Annotated in this window: 17 protein-coding genes; 9 read left to right on the top strand and 8 right to left on the bottom strand. The window is 60.6% G+C overall.

The window, feature by feature from the left end; all coding sequences use genetic code 11:
* Nucleotides 1-44 precede the first annotated feature (44 nt).
* Nucleotides 45-650 carry a hypothetical protein gene (locus KZX66_RS23720; protein ID WP_248083671.1) on the top strand — a complete coding sequence of 202 codons (606 nt, stop codon included), beginning with the start codon at nt 45-47 and terminating at the stop codon, nt 648-650.
* Nucleotides 651-652: 2 nt separating this feature from the next.
* On the opposite strand, the gene KZX66_RS23715 is transcribed toward KZX66_RS23720, so the two are convergent.
* A complete protein-coding gene (locus KZX66_RS23715) occupies nt 653-1,612 on the bottom strand; it encodes a MerR family transcriptional regulator (RefSeq protein WP_248083670.1) in 960 nt (319 codons plus the stop codon).
* A 211-nt stretch (nt 1,613-1,823) separates the two neighbouring features.
* On the opposite strand from KZX66_RS23715, the gene KZX66_RS23710 reads away from it, so the two are divergent.
* The 6 genes from KZX66_RS23710 to KZX66_RS23685 all read left to right on the top strand — a co-directional run bounded on the left by KZX66_RS23710 (nt 1,824) and on the right by KZX66_RS23685 (nt 4,806).
* Nucleotides 1,824-2,384, top strand: a complete 561-nt coding sequence (locus KZX66_RS23710; protein ID WP_248083669.1) for an antibiotic biosynthesis monooxygenase — start codon at nt 1,824-1,826, stop codon at nt 2,382-2,384.
* Between the two features lie 56 nt (nt 2,385-2,440).
* Nucleotides 2,441-3,151, top strand: coding sequence for a dihydromonapterin reductase (folM, locus tag KZX66_RS23705; protein ID WP_248083668.1), 711 nt, complete (start codon nt 2,441-2,443; stop codon nt 3,149-3,151).
* A 20-nt stretch (nt 3,152-3,171) separates the two neighbouring features.
* On the top strand, nt 3,172-3,732 hold the full coding sequence (gene folE / locus KZX66_RS23700) for a GTP cyclohydrolase I FolE (RefSeq protein ID WP_248083667.1): 561 nt from the start codon (nt 3,172-3,174) through the stop codon (nt 3,730-3,732).
* Between the two features lie 2 nt (nt 3,733-3,734).
* Nucleotides 3,735-4,106, top strand: a complete 372-nt coding sequence (folX, locus tag KZX66_RS23695; protein WP_248083666.1) for a dihydroneopterin triphosphate 2'-epimerase — start codon at nt 3,735-3,737, stop codon at nt 4,104-4,106.
* 72 nt (nt 4,107-4,178) lie between these two features.
* On the top strand, nt 4,179-4,475 hold the full coding sequence (locus KZX66_RS23690; protein ID WP_248083665.1) for a DUF1244 domain-containing protein: 297 nt from the start codon (nt 4,179-4,181) through the stop codon (nt 4,473-4,475).
* Nucleotides 4,468-4,806, top strand: a complete 339-nt coding sequence (locus KZX66_RS23685; protein ID WP_248083664.1) for a HopJ type III effector protein — start codon at nt 4,468-4,470, stop codon at nt 4,804-4,806. Before KZX66_RS23690 ends, KZX66_RS23685 begins: the two co-directional genes overlap by 8 nt.
* Nucleotides 4,807-4,897: 91 nt before the next feature.
* Here the strand turns inward: KZX66_RS23685 and trxB are convergent, their stop codons facing one another.
* Nucleotides 4,898-5,860 (bottom strand): thioredoxin-disulfide reductase, encoded by a 963-nt coding sequence (gene trxB / locus KZX66_RS23680; protein ID WP_003194076.1) that lies wholly within the window; start codon nt 5,858-5,860, stop codon nt 4,898-4,900.
* A gap of 128 nt (nt 5,861-5,988) precedes the next feature.
* Nucleotides 5,989-6,144: a hypothetical protein gene (locus KZX66_RS23675; protein WP_248083663.1), complete on the bottom strand. Its 156-nt coding sequence runs from the start codon at nt 6,142-6,144 to the stop codon at nt 5,989-5,991.
* Between KZX66_RS23675 and cysZ the strand changes: the two genes are divergently transcribed.
* Together cysZ and KZX66_RS23665 are read left to right on the top strand one after the other, a co-directional pair.
* The gene (gene cysZ, locus KZX66_RS23670; protein WP_248083662.1) at nt 6,143-6,907 is read left to right on the top strand and encodes a sulfate transporter CysZ; all 765 of its coding nucleotides are present in this window, start codon (nt 6,143-6,145) and stop codon (nt 6,905-6,907) included. The two genes, KZX66_RS23675 and cysZ, sit on opposite strands and share 2 nt — an antisense overlap.
* Nucleotides 6,908-6,961: 54 nt before the next feature.
* On the top strand, nt 6,962-8,164 hold the full coding sequence (locus KZX66_RS23665; protein WP_248083661.1) for a glycosyltransferase family 1 protein: 1,203 nt from the start codon (nt 6,962-6,964) through the stop codon (nt 8,162-8,164).
* On the opposite strand, the gene KZX66_RS23660 is transcribed toward KZX66_RS23665, so the two are convergent.
* The 5 genes from KZX66_RS23660 to cgtA form a co-directional block, all read right to left on the bottom strand.
* Complete coding sequence (locus KZX66_RS23660) at nt 8,133-9,236, bottom strand: NADH:flavin oxidoreductase (protein ID WP_248083660.1); 1,104 nt, start codon at nt 9,234-9,236, stop codon at nt 8,133-8,135. The two genes, KZX66_RS23665 and KZX66_RS23660, sit on opposite strands and share 32 nt — an antisense overlap.
* A gap of 173 nt (nt 9,237-9,409) precedes the next feature.
* Complete coding sequence (locus tag KZX66_RS23655; RefSeq protein ID WP_248083659.1) at nt 9,410-9,892, bottom strand: glutathione peroxidase; 483 nt, start codon at nt 9,890-9,892, stop codon at nt 9,410-9,412.
* 101 nt (nt 9,893-9,993) lie between these two features.
* Nucleotides 9,994-10,458 carry a CreA family protein gene (locus KZX66_RS23650; protein WP_248083658.1) on the bottom strand — a complete coding sequence of 155 codons (465 nt, stop codon included), beginning with the start codon at nt 10,456-10,458 and terminating at the stop codon, nt 9,994-9,996.
* Nucleotides 10,459-10,474: 16 nt separating this feature from the next.
* Nucleotides 10,475-11,593, bottom strand: a complete 1,119-nt coding sequence (proB, locus tag KZX66_RS23645) for a glutamate 5-kinase (RefSeq protein ID WP_026013771.1) — start codon at nt 11,591-11,593, stop codon at nt 10,475-10,477.
* A gap of 136 nt (nt 11,594-11,729) precedes the next feature.
* Nucleotides 11,730-12,953 carry an Obg family GTPase CgtA gene (gene cgtA / locus KZX66_RS23640; protein ID WP_003176048.1) on the bottom strand — a complete coding sequence of 408 codons (1,224 nt, stop codon included), beginning with the start codon at nt 12,951-12,953 and terminating at the stop codon, nt 11,730-11,732.
* Nucleotides 12,954-13,033 lie beyond the last annotated feature (80 nt).

The following is a 13,033-nucleotide window of genomic DNA, read 5'->3' as shown; positions in this document are numbered from 1 at the left end:
GCGGATAATGATGGCACTTTAGTACCCTTCTACGAGCAACCGCGATGCAACGCAATACGCTCCTGACCCAAGATGAGCTGGATTTCATCCAGAGCATGCAGCACAACCCGCAACTCAACCTGCGGGATGCTTCGTCGAGCCTGACGGTCAATGGGGGCGCACAGATTCGCGACTTGCTCACCCGGTTGGCCGCCCACGACCAGGTTACGATCCAGGCCCAATTCGACAACCAGCAACTGACTTTTCCTCTGCATCTGGTCGAGGATGAGTTCAATGCCGTGCATCTGCGTTTGGGGGTGCCAACTATTTTTGAAGACGGGCCGATGATCCGGCCGTGGCGCCTGGCATTGGAAATGCCGGTGGCACTGGAGAACGTGCGGGGCAATCCCGGTGCGCTATGGGTGCACGAAGTGTCATTCAAGGGGGTGCTGGTGGAGATCCGCGGCCGGGTCAAACCGCCGAAAACCTTTTCCCTGTGGTTCAGCCCGTCCGGGTATGAACGCATTGCGCTGCGCGGTAGCTTTGAGCGGGAAACCGCCCGAGGGTTGTTTGCCTACCGGCTGAGCCAGGGCGATGCAGACGAAACCGAACGTCTGCGCCAGTTCATCCTGCATCAGCACCGCTTGGCGCATCCGCAGATACATGCCTGATATCAGGTATCCAGGCTGCCGCTGAGAAACTGCTGCAAACGGCGCTGCATCAAACGTCCTTCACTGCCCAGGCAGCCGACGGCGGAACCCGCCAGGTCTTCCTCCGCCAGGTCCGACGCGGCACCGGCAATAAACAGCGGGCAATCCAGGGTCTGCGCCAGACGGTTAAGGCGCCCGACCAGTTCATACTTGTGTGAATGGTTGGAAAAAACCACCAACGCTTGAGGGCGGAATTTCTCACACACCAGGGTCAATTCATCAAACGGCTGGCCCATGCCCAGCACTTTCACGGCCAGGTCCTCACGACTGAGCAACAGCGCCGCGACCAGCAACTCCAATGTGCGGCACTCGCCGGGCATGGCCGCCAATAGAACCCTCGGTGCCGCTGACACCGTCGCGAGCTGCAGGCGAAGCAGGGTATGCGCGCGCATGAAGGCATCGAAAAACAGCCACTCACTGGCCTGGCCGAAACGCCCTTGATGGCGCCCGAGTTCACCCCACAAGGGCATCAGAACATTCTGGAACGCCACGCTTGGGGGATAGCTCGCAACAATCTGGCCGTAGAGGCGCTCCAGTTGACGGTCGTCAAAGGCGCTGACGCTCTGCATCAGAAGGACTCGCCATCGCGACCACTCGCCCTCTTCAATCGTGTCCCGCTCAGCGCGAATGGCTTCGGCCTGCTGAGCGTCACGCGCGAGAATCTTGCCCACCTTACTCACCGCCACGCCGCGCTCGATCCAGTCGAGAATACGATTGACGGTCTCGATATCCGTTTTGGAATAGAGACGGTGCCCGCTTTCGGTGCGCATGGGCTGAATCAGACCATAACGCCGCTCCCAGGCACGCAGGGTGACCGGGTTAACGCCTGTCAGTCTCGAGACTTCACGGATGGGGAAAAGCACACCGGAATCGGCGGTATCCAGATGCGAAAGACTATCAACGGGAGCAGTGATCACGGGCATTTGAGGGCAAAAAACCAACGGTGACTGGGCGCCCATTTAACGCCTTTAAGCCTGTCCTTTTCAAGCGCCTGGCTTTTCGGACCAATGCCGCTGGCGTATTGCGGCAAAACAGGAATAATCCTTGCCTGTTTTTACATAGCGGCACTACCCCGTCGCTGTGTTTGTGCGCCGCCTACCCGGTCCAGCGCACCCGAATATTTGGAGATACACAATGTCTACCTCTCCCGTTACCTTGATGGTTGCGCGCCGCGTCGCCAAAGGGCGCTACGAAGAACTGATGGCCTGGCTGCGCGAAGGCGAGCAATTGGCCACGGACTTTCCCGGTTACCTGGGTTCCGGCGTACTCGCTCCGCCGCCGGACGATGATGAGTTCCAGATCATTTTCCGCTTCGCCGATGAAAAGACCCTGCATGCCTGGGAGTTTTCCGCTTCCCGCAGTACCTGGCTGAGCCGTGGCAGCGACCTGTTTGCCGACCCGTCCGAGCACCGCGTACGCGGCATCGATGGCTGGTTTGGCGCCGTGGGTGCGCGTCCGCCGCGCTGGAAACAGGCGGTCGCGATCTGGCTGGCATTCTTCCCCGTCTCACTGCTGTTCAACTTTGTATTGGGTCCGCTGCTCAATGAGCTGGACCTGCTGCCTCGCGTGCTGGTCAGCACGCTGGCCCTGACGCCGCTGATGGTTTACCTGTTTATCCCGCTGTCGACTCACCTGCTGGCGAACTGGCTGCATCCGGCCCCCACGCCGCGCGAGGCTACCGAAGCGGCTGCGTGATACAGGGGCGGCCCGTCGCTGGTATGATTTGCGCCTGCCAGCGACGCGAGCCTCCCATGACTGTAACGAACGCCCCGATTTTGATCACCGGCGCCGGCCAGCGTGTTGGCCTGCATTGCGCCCAACGCCTGCTGGATGAGGGCCAGTCGGTCATTTTCAGCTACCGCAGCGAACGCCCCGGCGTGCAGGCCTTGCGCGAACGGGGTGCGGTCGGCGTGTTTGCAGATTTCTCCAGCGAAACCGGAATCCTGGCGTTTATCGCTGAAATGCACACCCATACCCAAAGCCTGCGCGCAATCATCCACAACGCCTCGGCCTGGGTCGCGGAAACCCCCGGCGACGAAAGCCGCGCATTCACTGACATGTTCAGCGTGCACATGCTTGCGCCCTACCTGATCAACCTGCATTGTTCACCTTTGCTCCAACGCTCGACACCTGCCGACATCGTGCACATCAGCGACGATGTGGTGCGCAAGGGCAGCCGCCAGCACATCGCTTATTGCGCAACCAAGGCCGGACTCGACAGCCTGACGCTGTCGTTTGCCGCGCAGTTTGCGCCGCTGATCAAGGTCAACGGCATCGCACCTGCGATGGTGATGTTCAACGAAGGCGACGACGCAGCCTACCGAGCCAAAGTCTTGGCCAAATCGGCATTGGGCATCGAACCCGGGCCCGAGGTGATCTACCAGAGCGTGCGTTACCTGCTGGATAACCCCTATGTCACCGGTACCACCCTGACCGTCAACGGCGGGCGGCACATCAAGTAAGCCGTTTGCGAGGATGTTGTATGACTTTATCCCTGCCCCACCATTACCGCGAAATTCTCAAGGGCTTGGGTGAAGACCCGGAGCGCGAAGGCCTGCTCGACACTCCCCAGCGCGCCGCCAAAGCCATGCAGTACCTGTGTCATGGCTACGAGCAGGACCTGGATACCATCATCAATGGCGCGTTGTTTGCCTCAGACAATGACGAGATGGTGATCCTCCAGGACATCGAGTTGTACTCGCTGTGCGAACACCACCTGCTGCCCTTTATCGGCAAGGCCCATGTGGCCTATATTCCGACCGGCAAGGTGTTGGGCCTGTCGAAGCTGGCACGCATCGTCGACATGTTCGCCCGGCGCCTGCAGATCCAGGAGAACCTCACGCGGCAGATCGCCGACGCTATCCAGCAAGTGACCCAGGCCGCCGGTGTGGCGGTGGTGATCGAGGCCAAGCACATGTGCATGATGATGCGCGGCGTGGAAAAACAGAATTCAACCATGAACACCTCGGTGATGCTCGGCGCCTTCCGCGAATCGAACACCACGCGCATGGAGTTCCTGCAACTGATTGGACGGAGCAAGTAGCAATGTCACAACTTCAACCAGGCATGGCGCGCATCCGGGTCAAGGACCTGTGCCTGCGCACCTATATCGGCATCAATGAGGACGAAATCCTCAACAAGCAGGACGTGCTGATCAACCTGAGCATCCTGTATGCCGCTCAGGAAGCGGTGCGTGACAACGATATCGACCACGCGCTGAACTACCGCACCATCACCAAGGCGATCATTGCCCACGTGGAAGGCAACCGCTTTGCCTTGCTCGAACGCCTGACCCAGGAACTGTTGGACCTGGTGATGAGCAATGAGTCGGTGCTGTACGCCGAAGTCGAGGTGGACAAGCCCCATGCGCTGCGATTTGCCGAGTCGGTTTCGATAACGCTCGCGGCAAGCCGCTAGCGGCAAGCCACACCTATTCCAACTTGCAGCTTGAAGCTCACCCGCTGGAAGCTGTCTCAAAGAGCCCCCCACATGACCGATCAACAACGCCTCGAACTCGAAGCCGCCGCCTTCCGCCGGCTGGTGGCGCACCTGGACAGCCGCAAGGATGTGCAGAACATCGACCTGATGAACCTCGCCGGTTTCTGCCGTAACTGCTTGTCCAAGTGGTACAAGGCCGAGGCCGACGAGCGCCAGATCGCGCTGAGCCTCGATGACGCCCGTGAAGTGGTGTACGGCATGCCATACGCCGAGTGGAAAGCCCAATACCAGAAAGAAGCCAGCGCCGATCAACAGGCGGCGTTCGCCAAAGGAAAACCCCATGACTGATTTGAACACCCTGCGCGCCAGCCTCAACAGCGGCGGACACCTGTTTGCCGACACCCTCGCGTTTATCGCGGCCGGTTACGACTACCAGCCACAAGCCTTCACGAACGGCAGCGCGGAAAACGCCGCCGGGCAAAACGAAGGATCGTGCAAGACCCTGGGTTTGGCGCTGCTGGAAGGGCTGAGTGATCGGGAAGCGTTGCTGGCGTTTGGTGAGCATTACCGGTCGGTAGTGGACACTCCGGACGGCAGTGACCATGGCAACATTCGTGCATTGATTGCCCATGGGTTGGCCGCCGTGAAATTTGCTGAACAGCCTCTGAAACGCCGTTGATTTCATCGCCAACCCCACATTTGTTTCGTGGTGCTGGCTGGATCACAGGCATAAAAAAACCGGCTTTCGCCGGTTTTTTTGAATCAACGGGTTAGAACGAAGCGTCCTTCAAACCGTCGAGGTAACGCTCGGCATCCAGGGCCGCCATGCAACCAGCGCCGGCCGAGGTGATGGCCTGACGGTACACGTGGTCTGCCACGTCGCCAGCAGCGAAGATACCTTCGATGTTGGTCGCGGTCGCATTGCCTTCACGGCCGCCCTGCACCACCAGATAACCGTCTTTGGCTTCCAGCACGCCTTCGAACAGCGACGTGTTCGGGGTATGGCCGATGGCGATGAACACGCCGTCGACTTTCAGTTCGTCGAAGCTGCCATCGTTGTTCTTCAGACGCGCACCGGTCACGCCCATGTTGTCGCCCAGGACTTCATCCAGAGTGGCATTGAGCTTGAGGATGATTTTGCCTTCAGCGACGCGGGCGTGCAGCTTGTCGATCAGAATCTTCTCGGCGCGGAAAGTCTCGCGGCGGTGAACCAGGGTCACGGTGCTGGCGATGTTGGCCAGGTAAAGCGCCTCTTCCACGGCGGTGTTGCCACCCCCGACCACGGCGACAGGCTTGTTGCGGTAGAAGAAACCGTCGCATGTTGCGCAAGCGGAAACGCCCTTGCCCATGAACGCTTCTTCGGACGGCAGGCCCAGGTAACGAGCGCTTGCGCCTGTAGCGATGATCAGCGCGTCACAGGTGTAGACGCCGCTGTCGCCGGTCAGGCTGTACGGTTTTTTCGAGAAATCGACCTTGTTGATATGGTCAAACACGATCTCGGTTTCAAAGCGCTCGGCGTGCTCTTTCATACGCTCCATCAGCACCGGGCCGGTCAGACCGTGCACGTCGCCCGGCCAGTTGTCGACTTCAGTGGTGGTGGTCAACTGACCGCCTGCCTGCATGCCGGTGATCAGCAGCGGCTTGAGGTTGGCCCGCGCAGCGTAGACGGCAGCGCTGTAACCGGCGGGGCCGGAACCGAGAATAATCACTCGCGAATGACGGGTATCAGACATGACTCGCTCCTATCGACCGTCCGGACCACAAGACGGCGGGAATAAAAAAGGACCGCGAAGCACTTGGGGAAGGCTTTAACTCGCAGATCCTGAAAAATAATGGGTGAAGCGTATAGAGGGGGGCAAGATTAAGGAAATACGGAATAACAATCCAGCTCATAGGCGGTCTCTATGCAGTCAGCGCGGCTGATCGACGCCTTTGTTACCGTTGATGTCGCGGCTTTCACCTTGAATGCAAAGCCGGTAAGGTCGGCGCGTTCGTTATCCTGCTCGGAGTTCGCCATGCCCGCCCCTGCTCTTTCCGGCCCGCAATACCTGCGCGAAGGTCTTAAATTGGTCCTCAGCCCAGGCTTGCGTCTGTTCGTGCTGCTGCCGCTGGTGATCAATATCGTGCTGTTCGTCGGCCTGATCTACTTCGCCGGGCATCAGTTCAGCCTGTGGGTCGATCATTTGATGCCGACGCTCCCCAGTTGGCTGAGCTTTTTGAATTACCTGCTGTGGCCATTGTTTGTAGTGCTGGTGGTGCTGATGGTGTTTTTCACCTTCACCATGCTCGCCAATATCATTGCTGCGCCGTTCAATGGCTTTCTCTCGGAGAAGGTCGAAGTGGTGGTGCGTGGAACCGATGACTTCCCGGCCTTCAGTTGGGGCGAGTTGATCGCCATGGTGCCACGCACCCTCGCCCGCGAAATGCGCAAGTTGGGCTACTTTCTGCCGCGGGCCATCGGCCTGTTTATCCTGTCGTTCATCCCGGTGGTGAACCTGATCGCTGCGCCGTTGTGGCTGCTGTTCGGCGTGTGGATGATGGCGATCCAATACATCGACTACCCGGCCGACAACCACAAACTGGGCTGGAACGAGATGCTCGCGTGGCTGCGCCAGAAACGCTGGCAGAGCATGAGTTTCGGCGGGATTGTTTACCTGGTGCTGCTGGTGCCGGTGGTCAACCTGCTGATGATGCCGGCGGCGGTAGCGGGCGCGACGTTGTTCTGGGTGCGTGAGCAGGGGGCCGAGGCGATGGCGGCGCCAAAGGCCATCAAGTCATAAATCCATCATCTGGATGACACAATGACGACATGGCCCACAGTGACACTGTGAGCCATGACGACAGCTTCGCTTCACATCACCCTGATTACCGAAACCTTCCCGCCAGAAATCAACGGGGTGGCCAATACCCTTGGCCGCCTGTGCGACGGTTTGCGCGCGCGCGGCCATCAGGTCGAACTGGTGCGCCCGCGCCAGGGCACTGACCAAAGCCGTCCGAGTGATGACAACTTGCTGCTGTGCCGTGGCTGGCCGCTGCCGGGTTATCCGGGCCTGCAATGGGGCCAGTCGTCGATGCACAAGCTGCTGCGACGCTGGACACGGCAACGTCCGGACGTGCTGTACATCGCCACGGAAGGGCCGCTGGGGCTGTCGGCCCTGCGCGCGGCACGCCGCTTGGGAATCAGCGTAGTCAGCGGTTTTCACACCAATTTCCAGCAATACTCCAACCGGTACGGCTTGAGCCTGTTGAGCCGTATGGTCACGCATTACCTGCGCTGGTTTCATAACCGCTCCACCCTGACCCTGGTACCCAGCGCCAGCCAGCGCCTGGAGCTGGAGCGCCGACATTTCGAACGGCTGGGGATGCTGTCCCGCGGGGTCGACAGTCAGTTGTTCCACCCGGCCAAGCGTGACAACGCCTTGCGTGACAGCTGGGGCCTGGGAAACGACGACATTGGCGTGCTGCACGTGGGGCGCCTGGCTCAGGAGAAGAACCTCGGCGTGCTCAAGCGCTGCTTTGATGCGTTGCAGGCGACATACCCGCAACGGCGCATGAATCTGATCATCGTCGGCGACGGCCCACAACGCGCGCTATTGGAGCGCGAGTTGCCGGAGGCGGCATTCTGCGGCACCCAGCGCGGCGAAGAGCTGGCAAAGTATTACGCTTCCGGGGATCTGTTTCTGTTCCCCAGCCTGACCGAAACCTTCGGCAACGTGGTGCTCGAAGCCATGGCTTCCGGCCTTGGAGTGGTGGCCTACGACCAGGCAGCCGCAAGCCAGCATCTCCGCCATGGCTACAGCGGTGCCTTGGCGATGCCGGGGGATGAAAATGCGTTTTGCGATGCCGCCATCTGGCTGCTGGAGGAGCGTGAGACGTTGCGCAGAGCCCGCTTGAATGCGCGCCAGCATGCCAGTCGCCAGGGCTGGCCGGCGATTATCGAGCAGTTCGAGCGTCAGTTACGCGGGGTGTGCAAGGACGGGCACCCGGTGCCCGCCCTGTCGCCCCTTACACCAGGGTCGTCAACGCCTCACGACTGAACGGCAGGATGTCGCCCTCACGGCCTTCACGCACCTTCACCGCCCACTCCGGGTCCACCAGCAGCGCACGGCCCACGGCAACCAGGTCGAATTCGTCGTTGTTCAGGCGCTCCAGCAGTTTTTCCAGGCTGGCCGGTTGTGCAACCTTGTCGGTGTTGACCATGAACTGCAGGAACTCGCCATCCAGGCCGACGCTGCCCACGGTGATGGTCGGCTTGCCGGTGAGCTGGCGAGTCCAGCCGGCCAGGTTGAGCTCGGAACCTTCGAACTCAGGCTCCCAGAAACGACGCGTGGAGCAGTGGAAAATATCCACCCCGGCGTCGGACAGCGGCTTTAGAAACTCACCCAGCGCCTCGGGGGTTTGCACCAGCCGCGCGGTGTAGTCCTGCTGCTTCCACTGGGAAAACCGGAAGATGATCGGGAAGTCAGGGCCGACGGCGGCGCGGGTGGCCTGGATCAACTCGATGGCAAAACGCGAGCGATTGGCCAGGCTGCCACCGTATTCATCGGTACGCTGGTTGCTGCCTTCCCAGAAGAACTGATCCACCAGGTAGCCGTGGGCACCGTGGATTTCCACGCCGTCCATGCCGATGCGTTGGGCGTCCTTGGCCGCTTGGGCGAAGGCGTTGATGACGTCCTTGATGTCCTGGGTAGTCATGCCATGGACAACCACCGTGCCATCCTTGAGTTTTTCCATCGGCCCGTAGGCCGGCACGCTGGCATCGGGCTCGGTGCCGATACGCCGCACACTACCCACGTGCCACAACTGCGGAACGATCTTGCCACCTTCGGCATGCACGGCGTCGACCACTTTCTTCCAGCCGGCCAACGCGGCTTCACCGTAAAAATGCGGAACATTCGGGTAGCCGTTGGAAGCCTGGTGACCGACCACGGTGCCTTCGGTGATGATCAAGCCCACGCCCGCCGCCGCTCGGCGACGGTAGTACTCGATGACCTTGGAGTTGGGCACGCCACCCGGCGAAAACGAACGGGTCATTGGCGCCATAACCACACGGGTCGACAGTTGCAGTGCACCGAGCTGGAAAGGTTTGAACAAGGCTTGGACAGGCATGGGAGCACTCCACGGGAGACGAGGTTTATGACGCGGATAATATGGAGAGTGCCGGGTGCTGAGTAGCACTATTGATCTGGGTGATTAAGGGGTAAAAGCAAGAAAGGTCAGACGGGCTGCTGCGCAGCCCGACGCGGGCAAGCCCGCTCGCCACAAAAGCCCAGCTGAGGGCGTCAGCTCAGGGCTTTTTCGATGGCCTGGACCACCGCAGGGTCATCCGGCGCTGTGCGTGGCGAGAAACGCGCGAGCACGCGACCGTCCTTACCGAGCAGGAATTTTTCGAAGTTCCAGGTGATGTCCCCTGGAAATTCGGCGCCCTCGCCCGCCAGCAGGCGGTACAACTGATGACGATCGGCACCGTTCACATCAAGCTTGCTGCCCAGGGGAAAGGTCACGCCATAGTTCAGTTTGCAGAACGCCTGAATTTCTTCTTCAGTGCCCGGCTCCTGCCCCGCAAACTGGTTACACGGCAGGCCAAGAACGGTAAACCCCTGATCCTTGTACTGCTGGTAGAGGTTTTCCAGTGCCGCGTATTGCGGGGTCAGGCCACATTTGGACGCCACATTGACTACCAGCACCACGTGCCCCTTGAAGGGCGCCAGTGGCAGCTCCTGTCCGTCCAAAGCTTTGAGTTTCAGGTCGTGGAAAGCACTCATGACGAACTCCAGATATCCCATATTCTTTGCATTGCGACCGCTCGAGATTACAACCCGCAAGCCTGCAATCATAGACGCCGATTACAAAACCCGCCCGCAGATTACTGAGCGGTCGGCCACGGCAGAATCGGAATGGCGGTTACGGCGTTCTGCGGGCTGCCTTCGATCAGGCGGTCGCTGTAGACCAGATACACCAAGGTATTGCGCTTCTTGTCGAGGAAACGCACCACCTGCATGGTCTTGAACACCAGCGAGGTGCGCTCCTTGAACACTTCGTCGCCGTCCTTGAGCTCGCCCTTGAAGCGGATCGGTCCGACCTGACGGCAGGCAATCGAGGCTTCGGCACGGTCTTCAGCCAGGCCCAGACCGCCTTTGACGCCGCCCGTCTTGGCGCGCGACAGGTAGCAGGTCACGCCGTCGACCTTGGGGTCATCAAACGCCTCGACCACAATCCGGTCGTTGGGGCCGACAAACTTGAACACGGTCGATACCTGGCCTACTTCTTCAGCCGAGGCCAGCAGCGGCACGGCCAACAGCAGGCCAAGCAATCCCTTCATCACGCGCATCATGTGCTTCCTTTGGTTAAACCAGAATCAGGTTGTCGCGGTGAACCAGTTCCGGTTCGGCCATATAACCCAAGAGTCCGACAATCGCGTCAGACGATTGTCCAATAATTTTCTGCGCTTCCAGGGCACTGTAGTTGGCCAGGCCACGGGCGATCTCACGACCGTCGGGCGCAACGCACACCACCATCTCGCCGCGGCGGAAACTGCCCTGCACCAACTTGACGCCCACCGGCAGCAGGCTTTTGTTGCCTTGGGACAAGGCCGACACGGCGCCATCATCCAGCACCAGGGTGCCACGGGTTTGCAGATGCCCCGCCAGCCACTGCTTGCGCGCAGCCAGCATGCCGCGCTCCGGCGACAGCAGCGTGCCAATGCGCTCACCGGCTTTGAGGCGGTCCAGCACACGCTCCAGCCGTCCACCGACGATGATGGTATGGGCACCGGAGCGCGCAGCCAGGCGCGCAGCACGCAACTTGGTCTGCATCCCGCCACGGCCCAACGCGCCGCCGACGCTGCCGGCCACGGCGTCCAGCGCCGGGTCATCGGCACGCGCCTCGTAGATCAGTTGGGCGTCGGGGTTGTTGCGTGGGTCGGCGTCGAACATGCCGTCGCGGTCAGTCAGGATCACCAACAGGTCCGCTTCCACCAGGTTGGCCACCAGGGCGGCCAGGGTGTCGTTGTCGCCGAAGCGGATTTCGTCGGTGACCACCGTGTCGTTTTCGTTGATCACCGGGATGACCTTGAGCTCCACCAGGGCGCGCAACGTGCTGCGGGCATTTAGGTAGCGCTTGCGGTCGGACAGGTCGTCGTGGGTCAGCAGGATCTGCGCTGTGTGGCGGCCGTGCTCGGCGAAGCTGGATTCCCAGGCTTGCACCAGGCCCATCTGACCGATAGCGGCGGCGGCTTGCAGTTCGTGCATCGCGCTGGGTCGCGCGGTCCAGCCGAGGCGGCTCATCCCGGCGGCAACAGCCCCGGACGACACCAGCACCAACTCGACGCCTGCTTCATGCAAGGCCACCATCTGCTCGACCCACACGCTCATGGCTGCGCGATCCAAGCCTTTGCCATCGGCCGTCAGCAGCGCACTTCCGATCTTCACGACCCAGCGCTGCGCACCTGTCACTTTGCTCCGCATCATCTTCAACCTTAGAGTGAGGACCACGCGACCCAGCGCGGCCCATAACGTTATTCGTGACTACATTCGTGACTACGGTATACCCAGATACCAAAACGCCGCTCGAGTGAGCGGCGCTTAAGTTTACTGCAACGAATCAGTCGCGCACGTAAATGATTTCCGGACCGTCTTCATCATCCACGTCTTCTTCGTCCCAATCGTCATCACCAATGTCATGGACCGACTTCACGCCGCTGCGGCGCAGGGCACGCTGGTCGTCCAGGGCTTGCAACTGGGCGCGGGCTTCGTCTTCGATCTGCTGATCGAGTTCGGCGAGTTCGGCCTTGTACACCGGGTCGGCCGCCAGGCGGTCGGCACGGTCTTCAAGGTAACGCATGATGTCGCGGGTCAGGCGCTCGGTGCCTTCTTTGGCGATGGCCGAGATCACGTACACCGGGCCAGTCCACTCCAGGCGATCAACGATTTCCTTGACGCGCTCCTCGTGCTCTTCCTCGAGGATCTGGTCGCACTTGTTCAGCACCAACCAGCGATCACGCTCGGCCAGGGCCGGGCTGAACTTGGTCAATTCGCTGACGATCACTTCGGCGGCATCCGCAGCACTGGTTTCATCCAGTGGTGCCATATCGACGAGGTGCAGCAGCAAACGGGTGCGCGACAAGTGCTTGAGGAAGCGAATCCCCAGGCCTGCGCCATCGGAAGCGCCTTCGATCAGGCCGGGAATGTCGGCGATGACAAAGCTTTTCCAGCGGTCGACGCTGACCACGCCCAGGTTCGGCACCAGGGTGGTGAACGGGTAATCGGCGACCTTCGGCTTGGCGGCCGAGACCGAGCGGATGAAGGTACTTTTGCCGGCGTTCGGCAGGCCCAACAGGCCAACGTCTGCCAGTACTTTCATTTCCAGCTTGAGGTCGCGCTGCTCGCCTGGCTTGCCCGGCGTTGTCTGGCGTGGTGCACGGTTGGTACTGGACTTGAATCGGGTGTTACCCAGACCGTGCCAGCCGCCCTGCACAACCATCAGTTTCTGGCCGGCCTTGGTCAGGTCGCCGATCACTTCCTGGGTTGCGGAGTCGATGATCGTGGTGCCGACCGGGACGCGCAGTACCAGGTCTTCGCCTTTTTTACCGGTGCAGTCGGTGCTGCCGCCGTTGGAGCCGCGCTCGGCATCGAAGTGCCGGGTGTAACGGTAATCGACGAGGGTGTTGAGGTTTTCGTCGGCCATCATGTAGATGGAACCGCCGTCACCGCCGTCACCGCCGTTGGGGCCACCGTTTTCGATGAATTTTTCGCGACGGAAACTCATGCAACCGTTACCGCCGTCGCCTGCTTTTACTCGGATGGAAACTTCATCAACGAACTTCATAACAAAACGCCTCTCGTCGCACGGACGAGCTTAAGAAACCAAGACATAAGACTCTTGCAAAAATGAGCGCAGCGACCTCA

The sequence above is a fragment of the Pseudomonas sp. EYE_354 genome (assembly GCF_023148575.1).
Classification (GTDB): Bacteria; Pseudomonadota; Gammaproteobacteria; order Pseudomonadales; family Pseudomonadaceae; genus Aquipseudomonas.
The sequence above is the reverse complement of the archived record's forward strand: the minus strand, read 5'-3'. Positions and strand labels throughout refer to the sequence as shown.

Coding starts and splice junctions, on each gene's coding strand:
- KZX66_RS23720 (WP_248083671.1), top strand. CDS start 45: ATGCAACGCAATACGCTCCTGACCCAAGATGAGCTGGATTTCATCCAG.
- KZX66_RS23715 (WP_248083670.1), bottom strand. CDS start 1,612: ATGCCCGTGATCACTGCTCCCGTTGATAGTCTTTCGCATCTGGATACC.
- KZX66_RS23710 (WP_248083669.1), top strand. CDS start 1,824: ATGTCTACCTCTCCCGTTACCTTGATGGTTGCGCGCCGCGTCGCCAAA.
- folM (WP_248083668.1), top strand. CDS start 2,441: ATGACTGTAACGAACGCCCCGATTTTGATCACCGGCGCCGGCCAGCGT.
- folE (WP_248083667.1), top strand. CDS start 3,172: ATGACTTTATCCCTGCCCCACCATTACCGCGAAATTCTCAAGGGCTTG.
- folX (WP_248083666.1), top strand. CDS start 3,735: ATGTCACAACTTCAACCAGGCATGGCGCGCATCCGGGTCAAGGACCTG.
- KZX66_RS23690 (WP_248083665.1), top strand. CDS start 4,179: ATGACCGATCAACAACGCCTCGAACTCGAAGCCGCCGCCTTCCGCCGG.
- KZX66_RS23685 (WP_248083664.1), top strand. CDS start 4,468: ATGACTGATTTGAACACCCTGCGCGCCAGCCTCAACAGCGGCGGACAC.
- trxB (WP_003194076.1), bottom strand. CDS start 5,860: ATGTCTGATACCCGTCATTCGCGAGTGATTATTCTCGGTTCCGGCCCC.
- cysZ (WP_248083662.1), top strand. CDS start 6,143: ATGCCCGCCCCTGCTCTTTCCGGCCCGCAATACCTGCGCGAAGGTCTT.
- KZX66_RS23675 (WP_248083663.1), bottom strand. CDS start 6,144: ATGGCGAACTCCGAGCAGGATAACGAACGCGCCGACCTTACCGGCTTT.
- KZX66_RS23665 (WP_248083661.1), top strand. CDS start 6,962: ATGACGACAGCTTCGCTTCACATCACCCTGATTACCGAAACCTTCCCG.
- KZX66_RS23660 (WP_248083660.1), bottom strand. CDS start 9,236: ATGCCTGTCCAAGCCTTGTTCAAACCTTTCCAGCTCGGTGCACTGCAA.
- KZX66_RS23655 (WP_248083659.1), bottom strand. CDS start 9,892: ATGAGTGCTTTCCACGACCTGAAACTCAAAGCTTTGGACGGACAGGAG.
- KZX66_RS23650 (WP_248083658.1), bottom strand. CDS start 10,458: ATGCGCGTGATGAAGGGATTGCTTGGCCTGCTGTTGGCCGTGCCGCTG.
- proB (WP_026013771.1), bottom strand. CDS start 11,593: ATGCGGAGCAAAGTGACAGGTGCGCAGCGCTGGGTCGTGAAGATCGGA.
- cgtA (WP_003176048.1), bottom strand. CDS start 12,953: ATGAAGTTCGTTGATGAAGTTTCCATCCGAGTAAAAGCAGGCGACGGC.